At 48.2% G+C, this 13854-nt stretch carries 13 protein-coding genes; 3 read left to right on the top strand and 10 right to left on the bottom strand.

The features are described 5' to 3' along the window. Positions 1 to 102 precede the first annotated feature (102 nt). Together pssA and ilvC are read right to left on the bottom strand one after the other, a co-directional pair. Positions 103 to 933 (bottom strand): CDP-diacylglycerol--serine O-phosphatidyltransferase, encoded by an 831-nt coding sequence (pssA, locus tag B4E62_RS11765; RefSeq protein ID WP_331352203.1) that lies wholly within the window; start codon positions 931 to 933, stop codon positions 103 to 105. 92 nt (positions 934 to 1025) lie between these two features. Then, the gene (gene ilvC, locus B4E62_RS11760) at positions 1026 to 2042 is read right to left on the bottom strand and encodes a ketol-acid reductoisomerase (RefSeq protein WP_007640245.1); all 1017 of its coding nucleotides are present in this window, start codon (positions 2040 to 2042) and stop codon (positions 1026 to 1028) included. 158 nt (positions 2043 to 2200) lie between these two features. Here ilvC and ilvY point away from each other — a divergent pair, with 158 nt between their 5' ends. Beyond that, positions 2201 to 3064, top strand: a complete 864-nt coding sequence (gene ilvY / locus B4E62_RS11755) for an HTH-type transcriptional activator IlvY (protein WP_331352198.1) — start codon at positions 2201 to 2203, stop codon at positions 3062 to 3064. A 19-nt stretch (positions 3065 to 3083) separates the two neighbouring features. On the opposite strand, the gene B4E62_RS11750 is transcribed toward ilvY, so the two are convergent. Beyond that, positions 3084 to 3980, bottom strand: coding sequence for a winged helix-turn-helix domain-containing protein (locus B4E62_RS11750; RefSeq protein WP_331352197.1), 897 nt, complete (start codon positions 3978 to 3980; stop codon positions 3084 to 3086). Positions 3981 to 4113: 133 nt separating this feature from the next. Between B4E62_RS11750 and B4E62_RS11745 the strand changes: the two genes are divergently transcribed. Beyond that, a complete protein-coding gene (locus B4E62_RS11745) occupies positions 4114 to 5445 on the top strand; it encodes a hypothetical protein (RefSeq protein WP_331352196.1) in 1332 nt (443 codons plus the stop codon). Positions 5446 to 5511: 66 nt separating this feature from the next. On the opposite strand, the gene B4E62_RS11740 is transcribed toward B4E62_RS11745, so the two are convergent. From B4E62_RS11740 to B4E62_RS11710, 7 genes are all read right to left on the bottom strand, one after another. Beyond that, a complete protein-coding gene (locus B4E62_RS11740) occupies positions 5512 to 6078 on the bottom strand; it encodes a DNA-3-methyladenine glycosylase (RefSeq protein WP_331352195.1) in 567 nt (188 codons plus the stop codon). A gap of 11 nt (positions 6079 to 6089) precedes the next feature. Further along, complete coding sequence (locus B4E62_RS11735; protein ID WP_331352194.1) at positions 6090 to 7034, bottom strand: DUF6999 family protein; 945 nt, start codon at positions 7032 to 7034, stop codon at positions 6090 to 6092. Positions 7035 to 7037: 3 nt separating this feature from the next. Next, on the bottom strand, positions 7038 to 8927 hold the full coding sequence (locus B4E62_RS11730) for an iron-containing redox enzyme family protein (RefSeq protein ID WP_331352193.1): 1890 nt from the start codon (positions 8925 to 8927) through the stop codon (positions 7038 to 7040). Between the two features lie 3 nt (positions 8928 to 8930). Then, entirely contained in the window at positions 8931 to 9794 is an 864-nt protein-coding gene (locus tag B4E62_RS11725) for a fatty acid desaturase (protein ID WP_331352192.1), read from the bottom strand. 5 nt (positions 9795 to 9799) lie between these two features. Continuing rightward, a complete protein-coding gene (locus B4E62_RS11720; RefSeq protein WP_331352191.1) occupies positions 9800 to 10552 on the bottom strand; it encodes a sterol desaturase family protein in 753 nt (250 codons plus the stop codon). A gap of 94 nt (positions 10553 to 10646) precedes the next feature. Continuing rightward, positions 10647 to 11138: an acetolactate synthase small subunit gene (ilvN, locus tag B4E62_RS11715; RefSeq protein ID WP_062061070.1), complete on the bottom strand. Its 492-nt coding sequence runs from the start codon at positions 11136 to 11138 to the stop codon at positions 10647 to 10649. Between the two features lies 1 nt (position 11139). Continuing rightward, positions 11140 to 12876, bottom strand: a complete 1737-nt coding sequence (locus B4E62_RS11710) for an acetolactate synthase 3 large subunit (RefSeq protein WP_331352190.1) — start codon at positions 12874 to 12876, stop codon at positions 11140 to 11142. A 524-nt stretch (positions 12877 to 13400) separates the two neighbouring features. Between B4E62_RS11710 and B4E62_RS11705 the strand changes: the two genes are divergently transcribed. Next, on the top strand, positions 13401 to 13844 hold the full coding sequence (locus B4E62_RS11705; protein WP_331352189.1) for a DUF4124 domain-containing protein: 444 nt from the start codon (positions 13401 to 13403) through the stop codon (positions 13842 to 13844). Positions 13845 to 13854 lie beyond the last annotated feature (10 nt).

The raw sequence follows: 13854 nt of genomic DNA, 5'->3' as shown, positions 1-13854 counted from the left end.
AAGGGCGCGCACTATACGAATCCGGCCACGACCCTGCAAGCACTTTTTAGAGATTGTTTCGCTTTAATTACAAATGCGATTAATTAACAAACTTAGCGGCTTTTATTCGGACACTTTGGGCAATTTTGATTTGCCCGAAACAAAATGAAACAACCAAATGACGGGGGCTGATAATCCATATATCACCGCTATCGCCAATACACCCTGCTCCTGATAAATAATGAGCGACGCAAAAACCAGCACCACCAACAACATAAATGCAAAAGGGACGCGACCACGAAAGTTAATACCCTTAAAACTGGTGTAGCGAAAATTCGATACCATCAATAATCCAGAGAATGCCGTCAATACTGCAACACCTATAGCCCAAACCCCCTCAGGCTTGGAATCAAACCACACCCATACTGTTGCGGCGATAATAGAAGCCGCCGCTGGACTCGCTAATCCCATAAAGTATTTTTTATCGACTACGCCGATTTGCGTATTGAAGCGAGCCAAGCGCAATGCCGCGCAGGCCGTATAGACGAAAGCGGCAGCCCAACCCCAGCGACCAAGATCCTGCAACACCCAGCTAAACACCACGAGAGCAGGAGCGACACCAAAAGAGACCATGTCAGCAAGGCTATCGTACTGTTCACCAAACGCACTTTGCGTATTAGTCATACGCGCTACACGCCCATCCATCCCGTCGAGCAGCATAGAGCCGAAAATGGCAATCGCCGCCTGCGCAAAGTTTCCATTCATCGCAGAGACGATAGCGTAAAAGCCGCAAAACAGCGCGCCGGTCGTAAATAGATTGGGCAGCAGATAGACACCGCGATGACGAACCTTTTTGCCATTTTCCGAGACCTCTTCAACCAGATCACCAAACGGCAACGGACCTTCATTATCGACCGGCTCTTGCTTGGAGCTATCATTCTCGTGCTGGCTCATCATTATCTCTCCGATTGAGGGAGCGCCATTTTACACACTAAGAAACAAAAAACGCGGCCTAAGCCGCGTTTTTTATGCCCACCAACAACCCATTAGTTCTTGGATTGATCAACGATTTTATTGGCCTGAATCCAAGGCATCATTGCGCGCAACTTGGCACCCACAACTTCGATACCATGCGCCGCATTGTTGCGACGAGCGGCAGTCATTGAAGAGTAGTTAGTTGCACCCTCAAGGATAAACTTCTTGGCGTATTCGCCAGTTTGGATATCTTTCAGCGCTTGACGCATAGCTTTGCGCGACTCTTCGTTGATCACTTTAGGACCAGTCACGTATTCGCCGTATTCAGCGTTGTTAGAGATGGAGTAGTTCATGTTGGCGATACCGCCTTCGAACATCAGGTCAACGATCAGCTTGAGTTCATGCAAGCACTCAAAGTAAGCCATTTCAGGCTCGTAGCCTGCTTCAACCAGAGTTTCGTAACCCATTTTTACCAACTCAACCGCACCGCCACAAAGAACAGCTTGCTCGCCAAACAAATCGGTTTCAGTTTCGTCTTTGAAAGTGGTTTCGATGATACCGGTACGGCCACCACCTACGCCTGATGCGTACGACAGAGCAGTATCTTTCGCCTTACCTGATGCGTTTTGGAAAATCGCGATCAAATCAGGAACGCCGCCGCCACGCACAAATTCAGAACGCACAGTGTGACCAGGGGCTTTTGGCGCGATCATGATCACATCCAAATCTTTACGTGGAACTACTTGGTTGTAGTGAATCGCAAAACCGTGAGCGAAAGCCAAGGTAGCGCCTTGCTTGATGTTCGGCTCGATCTCTTCTTTATAAAGTTTTGATTGGAACTCGTCCGGAGTCAGGATCATTACCACGTCAGCAGACTTAACAGCAGTCGCAACGTCAGTCACTTTCAAGCCGTGAGCTTCAGCCTTCTTAACAGTGGCAGAGCCAGCGCGCAGACCAACAACCACATCAACACCTGAATCTTTCAAGTTGCACGCGTGTGCGTGACCTTGCGAACCGTAACCAATGATGGCTACTTTTTTGCCTTGGATGATAGAAAGATCGGCATCTTTATCGTAATAAACGTGCATAACAGACTCCTGTTTGGATGATTACCGCCTGAGAATAAGAAATCACAAGGCGACTTGGATAAAAGGCCGTCAGTGTAGAGAAACACTGTCATCGCGTATAATGATATATTCGCAATTCAATATTTCATTTTATGCAACAAGGTTATTAATCCCCGATCATGGATATCACTAAACTCCGACTATTTTGTAATCTCGCCAACAGCCTGCATTTTGGTCGCGCCGCCAATGCCAGCCATGTAAGCCCATCGACACTAAGCCGCAACATCAAGCAGCTTGAAGACGATTTAGGCGTGAGCCTCTTTGTACGCGACAACCGCTCGGTAATACTCACTCACGAAGGTGAACAGTTTTTAGGGTTTGCGAAAGAAGTCATCCAGCAGTGGGAGACATATCAAGAATCCCTACAGGCGCAGGCCGATCAACTGCGCGGCCAACTCAGCATTTATTGTTCGGTGACGGCAAGCTATAGCTTCCTTTATGAAATCCTCACCGAGTTCCGCGTTAAACATCCGGGCATTGCAATCAAACTCCACACCGGAGACCCAGCACAATCGATTGAGCGGATTCTAGCGGGCGATGAAGACATCGCCATCGCGGCCAAACCCGACAAATTGCCCGCAGGCATCAGCTTCAAACCCATCAACAGCTCGCCACTGATTTTTATCACCGCGAATAATGAAGATTGGCAAGGTAAAAGCTGGAAGGATATTCCGGTAATCATTCCCGAAGAGGGTTTAGCGCGGGAGCGATTAAATATCTGGTTCGATTCACTCGGCATCAAACCCAATATTTACGCCGAAGTGAAAGGCAACGAGGCGATTGTGAGCATGGTGAGCTTGGGATTCGGCGTGGGCGTTGCGCCTCAAATTGTGGTGGATAACAGCCCGCTCGCAAACAAAGTAAAACGCTTTGATCCGCAGCCGGATTTAGGCCCTTACGACACCGGTATTTGTGTGATGGAAAAACGCTTGAAAAGCCCGATTGTGAATGCGTTTTGGTTGCAGCTGGCGAATGACAAGTAAACCTTGATCGCAAACACCACTAATAGCCAACATCGTCTATTAACAAATGTGTCTCCAATTTATTGGCAAGCTTGGTCAGCAACCCGGTGTTGCTGGCCGCATCAAAACTGGCATTGCGCAATTCCAAGCCCGTGCGCGCATCCACCACACTTAACTCCACGCGATTAATCCCATCCAAATCACTTACGCGACTTTCAATTACCCACTTAGCGCCAAACTCACTGAAAAAATAAGGAAAAGGATTTTGTGGGCGCGAATCTATGGCGGACTTGGAGATGAGTTTTATACGAGGATTATTCCGCAGCACACGTAATAGATTCTCATCCACTACTTTTGCGACTGCGTTCATCTGCGGGCGATCATAACCAGTGGGTAATACAGCGATATTAATCTGATTGGTCATGGACTGGCCAATAAGCCACATAATCCCGCCAGCCAATAAAAGCACAGCGACGATATAAAACAACACATTTGCAAATTGGCGACGCATTCGATTGGAAACAAGCAGCGGCAACTCCTGCTCATTCCGTATCGATAATGTATGCGGAGCCGGTGGGACTACCAGTGTCTGCTCACTGACCGGACATATCGCAACCATCCAGCGATAACCGCGCTTGGGAAGTGTTTCTATAAACTTCGTTGATACATCCAATTTGGCGAGTTGCGTGCGCACATCCGATACGGCACGAGTCAATACATCATCACTCACAATCTGGTTCGGCCAAATTGCGTCAAATAGCTCGGCGCGACTTATCACTTCACCTTGACGAACAACCAAATGCGTCAGCAGTTTTAAATTGATAGGACTTAAGCGTTGGGTTTCACCAAGGGTGTTTTTCACCGTGCCCAACACCAGATCAAACTCAAGCGCAGCACAATTAAATGAGGTGTAATTCATTGGGTTATTGTTTGTCATGCATGCAGTTTAGCAATTTAAAGATCCCCCGCAATATGAGGACTTGGCGCGTCGGGGTTTTGCGGAGGTTTTCCTCATATGCTTTCGTGAAGCTTATGCGAGAGTTACAGTGTCATTTATTGAGGAGAAGCCCATGAGTCACGCAAGATCAATATTATTTAAGGTAATCACGCGCACCACATTCGTTATTGGATTAGCGCTAGCGATTATATTCATCCCCAACCTGTCGATTTTTGATGAAAAATTATTACCGGAAATTACCGAGCGTTTAAGTAATCCTCCCAACCCCAATATAAACGGTAATGCCATCTACCCCCTCTATGGTATATCAGCCGCAACCGGGAAAGATCCTGATGCAGTAGGAAAATCTGTCATCCAAAGCCTGCAATCAAAACATGCCAAGGGTGAATTCGCAAACCTGACCCAGGACGAAAGAACTATTCTTTATGGCGGCGATGAAAAATGGGACGCAGAATGGCAAACTGCTTATCCTGCAGCCGATTGTACTCCGCGCAAACAAACCAATTGTTTTAGCGAATTAATGACCGATGTCAAACAAACCCCGCTCATCCACCCGCGTCTTATTACCCAACTTGAGCGCTATCGCAGGATTATTCAGCTTCCTCACTTAATTGAGGAAACCCGCTTAATGGATTACACCTCGCCTCTGCCAAATTATTCCCTGCTAATGCAGCTAGGCAAATTAAGTCAAACCAGTGCCTATCAAACACAGGGACTTGATGGGTTGCTTGCCAATAGTGAGGAAGACATGCGTTTTTGGCGAATGGCGCTCGCCGATAGCCACACGACACTTGGGCGCATGGTAGCCATCTCCAGCTTGTACAGAAATGTAGCAGCGCTTTCCCATGCAATAAAACAAGAGAGTGCGTTGTCCAGCACGCAGTTACAGCATCTGCAAGCGTTATTAAAACCGCTAACTATCCAAGAAGTAAATTTGGAAAAAGTGCTGGTATCTGAACTCCGCTTTGGTGCAGAAAACTGGCAAACGGCCCCCAAAGCCATACCTGAAGGCGAATCCATTATTTTGTGGACATTAACACAGCCTGTTGCAGCGACTAACTGGTTTTATCGACAAACACTAAAACCGGCTTTTGCGCTCAACCAAATGTCATCGGTGGAGTTTTATGAGCACGCGCAAACGCCCACAACAGCATTAATATTTTCGCGTTTTAATCCTTACAATCTAGGTGGAAAAATTAATCTTGCGAAAAACTGGCAATATGCTCCCTATATTGGCCGTGCGCATGACTTAGCGGGAATCTACTCGTTAGTAGCCTTACAGCTGGAATTAAAAACGATTGCAAAGCAAGATTGGCCAGCGGCGATTAAATCATCACACCACAAAAACCCTTATACTAAAAAACCTTTTGATTACGATGCCGCAACCAATTCACTAGGCTTCAGTTGCTTTTCTGCAGCAGATATTTGCCAGATTCAACTATAAAATCCGGGTGATTATATTTATCAACTATCTGAGCCAAGATTTATATTCAGCTGAATACAAAACACATTAACGAAACGGTTTACTTAAAAACGGCGAGCCAGCCAAACCAAACCGCCATTGCAAATCCATGGCTTTGGAAATACCAACTCTCGACCCCTGAATTACATCAACCGGCGCAATGGCAGGCAACAACGTGAAAGGTTTTTTCGCAAGGGAGCGACCATTAAAGGCGTGTAAGATTTCCAATGCCTGCCCCACACGCCCCGGCCCCGAGCAGAGCAAACGTTCAGCCTCAACACCGCGACGCGCGCGCATGATCTCTAACCCTTTGGTGGGTTGAATCGCGCGAATCAAAATACCTGCACCATGCCCCTCAGGTGAGCAAACAAAATTCAAACACCAGTGAATGCCGTATGAGCGATAAACATAGGCGCAGCCGGGCGGACCATACATGGAAGCATTGCGCGCACTCGGGCCAGAAAATGTGTGGGATGCTGGCTCGGACTGATCGTAAGCTTCTACTTCAACAATAATTCCACCTACTCCATTCACAAAAAATTGCGTGCCGATCAACTGCGGCGCAACTTCGTGCGATGGAGCAGAGAAATCAACTATCGAAAAAATATTGCGCATTAGACTCCCATTTAGTTTGCATCAACGACCGAAGTCGATTGATTAACACTGTAATCGGGGGAATGGTGCTCAGCTTGTGCTTTTTTCAAATCCATCAACAACGCGTGCAACATTTCCGTTGATAAACCGTGCAACACCAAACGATAGCCAGCGCGCAAGGTGCTCATCGGCACAAGTGGGTGCTTGTTATTAAGTAACACCAAATGTTGCGGCGAGTTTAAAATGGTTGCCACATACAAACCGATGGTTTCATCTAACTGCAAGGAATTGGATGCTCGCCAAAAATCGTTATCAGTTAAAAATAGTTGGTAGGTGGGCGTAAACATTTCGATGGCGGTTTGCAGATCGATTCCGTTCAGCTTTCCGCGTGGCATAGAATCCAGAGTTATTTCTGGTTCTTTGATCATACTGAAATCTGGCCGAGCAACTGGCACCAATTTTTTATCCGCATCACGCAGTGCCTTACCCAAACGAATCACAAAATTAAACAGATTCAAGTCGTGTTTTAAAAACAGCTCATCTTTTAAATCATCCAGATTCATCGGCTTGAGCAGAGAGGTTTCTACAGCAACCGGTGCGTTGGCGGCTATAAATTCCAGAATCTGCGCGCCCATATGAAAATGGCGCAGCACCAACCAGTTAGCCTCCGGGCGAACAAAATATTTCAGCCCTGTAGCGAGAATCCAATGCAGTAGTTTGGATGCCGCCCAGTTGCGTGGCACCACCACTTTAACAATTTGGATTAATACAATCAGCGTGCGCGCTATGGGGCGCACAAAGGGCAACAGAAATTGGCGCGAGGGAGTTTCTGAATCCGCGAGCCACGCCTTTTTAACATGGTCTGGCAACGGTGTACTTTGATCCAAATACAACGCGAGCCAAGGACTCGGGTCGCGCGGATCAAATTCGGATTGCAAAAATTTTGGGGGCTTTTCTGTTTTTTCTACATTATCCATTCGCTATGACTCCAGAATATGTTCGAACTGCATGAGATAAAGCTGTGCCGTGCGCTTGGCAGTGATAATAATTGCGTTTGCGGCCTTAGGATCGATCGCCATCACCAGTTCAACTGCCGCCAACCAACGCGCGAGGTGATGCTCATCATTCGCACCGTGGTATTCCAAAAAGCGAAATGCACTTGCAGGCAAATCCACTTGTTTGCGCAGCAAAGGCAAGAGTGCAGGAACAATACGCTGACCGGTGCCTTCAATGATATAAATTGCGCCCAACAAACCAATCGGATTGGCTGTCGCTGCAAGTGAATGTAAATAACTATTCAAGGCTTCACCGCCGGGATTGCGGCGTAAATTATCGAGCGGTTCAGTTCCACCTGCCGCGCAATAATCGTCGTACAAAATTTTAAAATCGTTTTGCTCTTCACCCGCGTGGGTTTCAATCAATGCAGCAAGATCAGCATAGCTACCCGTGAGCGATGCAACGGCTTCGCGCATCCACTTACTACCCTCGCGCACTTGCGGCACCCATTGCGCAGTCCAATGGCGATAATCTTCCAACGCAAATTGCTGGCTCACCAATTTGTGGATAATCGGGCTGCGCCATACTTGCGAACGATAGTCGTGCCAGATTCCCGCAAGCGTCGTTAATACGCTTTGTAAGTGTTGTGGAGCGGATCGTGGGTCATGAGGTGCTGCAATATCTGGCAGCGCGTTTTTTTCTGACGTTATCGATCTAATTACCGGAGCAAGATTAGCAACCAAAGGCGTATCAGCTGCCTCCACTTCAATCAACATATAGGCCGCTGTCATACGACCTGACTCGGGAATAAAACAAAATATTTTCTCGCCCGGTTTAACTTGATGCGCATCGAGAAATTCAGCGAGCATAATAAAAATGGATGCCGAACCGGTATTGCCGCGCGTGGTTAAATTGCTGTACCAGCGTTCACGCGGAATCGTTAAACCCGCTTTATCCAAGAGTTCTTCCACCACTGGAATAAAACGTGCAGATGAGTAATGGCAGAGGAAATGATCAATTTCATCTGAAGTCACCCAACCATCGCGCACCAGTTTTACGTATTCGTGGATGCTTACATCAAACAAATGCGGTAGTAGACGAATATCCTGCCGCAGCGATAGCGCTCCCGCCGCTTCCGCCTCGCTGGATGACGGAAAATCGAGAAAGGATTTGCTGCGATCCTCGGTTAAACCAAGTTGCATACAAACCGGATAATCGCCCGCAAAACTTTTTTGATGAATCCAGTTTATTTTTAAGCGCACACCATTTTTTGCTTGTGGTGCGTCGGTAAGCAATACTGCACCTGCGCCGTCAGATAACATCCAACGCAAAAAATGCGCATCAAAATCGCTGCTGTAACCGCGCGGTGCAAAGCGGCTTTTTTTGAAAATGCGCGATGGCATTTCCGCTGTCGCAACCAAAGCGTGTTGATGCGCACCAAGCTCGACAGATTGTGCAGCGTAAGCCAATGCGGAAATACCTGCAGCGCACACACCAAGGCTCGATAAGGTTTCCATCGGCGGCGCACCCAACTCACCTTGCACCATAGCCGCAAAACCCGGAATCAATGCATCGCTTCCCGATGAGCCCACCGAGAGCAAACTCACATCACTTAAATTCGCGTTGGCGCGCGCCAAACAATCGTGAATGGCATTGGCCGCAAGCTGCGTATGCGAAGTCACTGTCTCGCCATTTTTATCAATCGCGTAATGGCGAGTTTGGATACCGTTTTCCGCCAGAATTTTATTTTTGATGCGTAGCGATATGCGATTAATCGGCGCAATAAAATCATCCATATCCTGATTATTGACCGGCTCGCCTGGCAGGTGATAGCCCGCCGATTGAATATAAACACGATTAAAACGGGTGGGCATAAATTAGTCCTTGTAATGAAGCGAGCGGCTGCGCCAGTATGGGTGCAGTAACGCCAATAGATAAGTGCGCAGCATATAACGCAGCAAACTTTTTTCATGCAGCGCGGGATGGATCTGCGCGGCATAACCCTGATGTAATTCCGGCAACCCCGACCAATGCGCGCGCGGGTGCTGGTGATGCGCGGTATGTAACCCGATATTAAATAACAGTGGGTTAAGGAAACCATAAAAATTGCGTGCGAACTGTAAATTTTTGCCAGAGCCATCGGCATGTGCATGTTGGAGATAATTGGTCGCCAACAACCAGTGAAGACCATGCAGCTGCGGGATTAGCACTAGCACCAACCATTTTTCCCAATCAATTATCGCCAAAGCCAGCCATAAACCCATAACGAGAAGATACTGCAATACACAATAATAAAAATATGCCCGCTGGGATTTGTAGCGGCGCTTTAAATAAACAATAAATTCCGGATATAAGACTGAAATTGCCTGTAGCGGATGCAACAAATAACCCAGCAGATGATTAGTGTCGCCACGTGCACCTGGCGTATTAAAACGATAGGTACGGGTTATGTCCCGCTCACCGTGCTGATAGCGATGATGATTGGCAATATGGGAAGGATAAAACACAAAAGTCGGATGACCCTGCAAAAGGGTAATCCATAAATCCGTAAAACGATTTAACCGGCGAGAAGTCCAGATGCGCAAATGGGTATGGTTATGGTGAATCACCCCCACACCCAAGGTTAAAAATAATTCCAGTAAATACAACGGCCAACTAAATCCCTGCTGCCATTGCCATAGCACCAATAATGGCAACACCAGCAAATAGACGATGCTCTGCCAATCGCGCCAGTTACGCATAAAAGTTAGCGCACCCGCCAGCGATTGATTTGTTTATCCGCGGCATCTGCAGGCAAAGCAGTTTTAAAAATCCAATCCATAAACGGAAACATGAAACCGTAGTTGCCATTAAAACAGGCATGATGCAAATGGTGGCGACGCGCGCCGTTAAAAATCACGCGCGGCGAACGGGGATTAAAATCAAAATTGGAATGGCCGATGCTGTTAAACAACAAACTAAACAAGGGTACGGAGAAAAGTGCATACACACTAAAATCATGCACCATCATGGGCAATAAAATCACATTGCCCAGCATCATCGCCTCAACCGGATGAAATGCATAGGTTGACCAGGGTGTTGTCACCACCGAGCGATGATGCGGCAAATGAAACTGCCGCAACCAGCGTGTGTGCAACAACCAGTGGTTGATATAAAAATGGATTTCATTCCAGATAATCAACACAAAAATTTCAACCGCAATTTGCAAACCCGAAGGATTTATCGCCAACTTAGCCCAACCCAGCTGCAGCAACCCCCAAGGAAAAATCATCCCCACCCCAAAAATCCCAATCGAGCTTGCAGACAACAACAACTCCCGCCGCAACTGTCCATCCCCCAGCGGGCGAGGATCGAGCTGGCAACCGATATGTAAACGCGGCAGCAATTGTTGGGCAAGCATCAAACTGAGCGCACCAAACAATAAATAAATCCCACCGAAAAATGCGAGGCCGACGCCTGCGATTTCGAATAGATTGCAATTTAAAATAAATTCGCGCATTTACCACAATCTCTCTGTTTTTACATTATCAACAGCAAAAAGGCCGATACTCGGGCGAGTATCGGCCTTTTTTAATCAGGCTGCAATTTGCAACTTACAAACTCAACACCTTCTCACCGCGAGAAATACCGCACACGCCGGTGCGTACTACTTCGATGATAGAAGCATCGCCGACGGCTTGTAAAAACGCGTCGAGTTTGTCGCTCGCACCGGTGATTTGGATGGTGTAGAGGGTGCTGGTGACATCCACGATTTGACCGCGGAAAATATCCACGCAGCGTTTTACTTCTGCGCGCTGTGCACCTGATGCTTTGACTTTGATCAGCATGAGTTCGCGTTCGATATGCGAACCTTCGGTCAAATCCACCAACTTAACCACATCAATTAATTTATTGAGGTGTTTGGTGATTTGTTCGATTTTGTGATCATCGCCCAAAGTTGTCAGCGTCAAACGCGACAGGGTTTCGTCTTCGGTTGGTGCAACGGTCAGGCTTTCAATGTTGTAGCCGCGCTGGGAAAACAAACCAACAACGCGGGACAAAGCGCCGGGAGCGTTTTCAACTAATACAGAAATGATGCGTCTCATATTAGGTGCGCTCCGTTTTGCTTAGCAACATATCGCGCATAGAACCATTGGGCGCAACTTGCATTGGGTAAACGTGTTCAGATTGATCAACCATGATATCCATAAATACCACGCGGTCTTTCAATGCAAAACACTCTGCTAATTTCGCTTTCAGCTCTTCTTTTTTGGTCACACGAATTCCGACATGACCGTAAGCTTCCGCTAATTTGACGAAGTCGGGCAATGAATCTTCATACAGACTTTCAGCGTAGCGGCTGGAGTACTGCATGTCTTGCCATTGGCGAACCATGCCGAGGGCTTGGTTATTGAGGCAGATAATTTTTACCGGCAAATGATATTGCGTGCAGCAAGAAAGTTCTTGGATACACATTTGAATTGAGCCTTCGCCGGTTACGCAAACGACGGTCGCATCGCGATGCGCCATTTGTACGCCCATCGCTGCAGGCAAACCAAAGCCCATAGTGCCGAGACCACCGGAGTTAATCCAACGGCGCGGTTTGTCGAACAAATAATATTGCGCGGCAAACATTTGGTGCTGGCCCACATCGGAGGTGACGTAAGCATCGCCTTTGGTCACTTCCCAAATCGCCTGGATAACTTCTTGCGGTTTGATTTTATCGCTGGTCGTATCAAAACGATTTTTGGTGTAGATGCCGTGACGCTCGCGCCAATCGTTAATTTGTTCCCACCAGGATGCAAGTGCTTCTGCATCCGGTTTTTCATCGCTCTCTTTGACAAGTGTGAGCATTTCGCCCAGCACGCTATCAACCGCACCGACGATAGGTACATCGGCAGTAACGGTTTTGGAAATCGATGCAGGATCAATATCGATATGAATAATTTTTGCGTTCGGGCAGAACTTGCTTACGGTGTTGGTCACACGGTCATCAAAACGCGCGCCCACGGCAAGAATCACATCGCTATGATGCATGGCGGTGTTGGCTTCGTAAGTGCCGTGCATGCCGAGCATACCGAGGAAGTTTTTGCCGGTACCCGGATATGCACCCAAGCCCATGAGAGTATTGGTCACGGGATAATTCAGCAACTCAACTAATTCTTTGAGCAGATGCGAGGCATTGCCCTGCACTACACCACCGCCGGAATAGATCATCGGGCGCTTGGCGCCGAGCAGCAATTGCACCGCTTTTTTGATCTGGCCTGAGTGACCGCGAGTCGCTGGAGTATAGGAGCGCAGCTTAACCTTCTCGGGATACTCGTAAGGGAAGGTGTAGGCCGGATGAGTGAGATCTTTAGGCACATCGATAACCACAGGGCCGGGGCGACCGGTCGCGGCGATGTAGTAAGCCTTTTTCACGACTTCAGGAATTTCGCTCGCGTGTTTGATCATAAAACTGTGTTTTACGATCGGGCGGGAGATACCCACCATGTCGGTTTCCTGAAAGGCGTCCTCACCGATCAAGTGGCTTTGCACCTGACCAGAGATGACAACCATCGGAATAGAATCCATATAGGCCGTCGCAATGCCGGTGATGGCATTGGTCGCGCCTGGGCCGGAAGTCACCAGTACGGTGCCCACTTTGCCGGTCGCACGCGCGTAACCGTCGGCAGCATGGGTGGCCGCTTGTTCGTGGCGAACAAGAATGTGTTTAACGTCTTTTTGACGAAAGATGGCATCGTAAATATGCAGTGCCGCGCCGCCCGGATAGCCGAAAACGTATTCAACGCCTTCGTCTTTCAGAGCGCGGATGAGCATATCTCCGCCTGAAAGCATTTCCACGATAATTCCCCTTTTAGGATGTGAATCGCATATGCGCGTGTGTCTTTTACCAAGAGGCTGCTACAGCCGATAGTTGAGGCGGTAAAGAATCACACAGGAAAGTATTGGCACTTAGGGCAGGCCAACACCGTGAATGATCCACGATCAAAACCCGGCAAGGTCAGGATCGGATCAGCGAAAACCGTGCAGGTAAACAGCGGCTTTCTAAGGTGATGCTCTGGTAGGAGCATCGCCAGCAGAGGGTTCGCCAAGAGGGTGACTTGGCGGGAAGCAGATGAGTACCCGAGCTTATCGGTCATCTGCCAGCCATCTGGAGGACTGGCAATTTTCGCAAGATATGGTTCAAAGTCAAGAAATTAACGCCGGAATGATGATTTTTTATGCATCGATCCAGGGAAGTATAGAGGTTAGGGGCAGGTAGCCACGAGCTTGCACTCGCTCACAGTTTTCCCTGTCGCGGTTTCGCTCCTTGCGCATTAGGTCTATAGTTGCTGCATTCGCATCAAGCAATAAGGGCAAGCTTCATGAAGTTTTCGCATATCGTAAAATTGGCCGGCATAGCGCTTGTTGGCGTAATGCTCAGCCAGCAGGGGTTCGCAAAAGAGAAGGTGTACACCTGGACCGACAGCAAAGGCACGGTTCATTACGGCGAACGCCCACCAAAAGATGTCAAGGCTACATTAGTACAAACTCGCACAGGTCACAGCGATCCAACACCTGCACAAATTGCGGCCTCTCAGCCCAAAGCAGAACCTACACCGCCCGCTGAGGATCCACGAGCAGTACAGGCGGCCGCACTCAAAGACCCTAAGCGCTGTGCCGCAGCAAAAGAAAATCTGAATATCCTGAATACGGTTGCCCGGATAAGAACCACGAATGAGCAAGGGATTGTAGTACCGCTGACTGAAGAGGATAAGGTGCAGCAGCGGATAGCCACGCAGAAAGTGATTGATCAGACCTGCGAATAACACAGACCGA

It is taken from the genome of Cellvibrio sp. UBA7671 (genome assembly GCA_002483145.1).
In the GTDB taxonomy this organism is placed as follows: domain Bacteria; phylum Pseudomonadota; class Gammaproteobacteria; order Pseudomonadales; family Cellvibrionaceae; genus Cellvibrio; species Cellvibrio fibrivorans.
The sequence above is the reverse complement of the archived record's forward strand: the minus strand, read 5'-3'. Positions and strand labels throughout refer to the sequence as shown.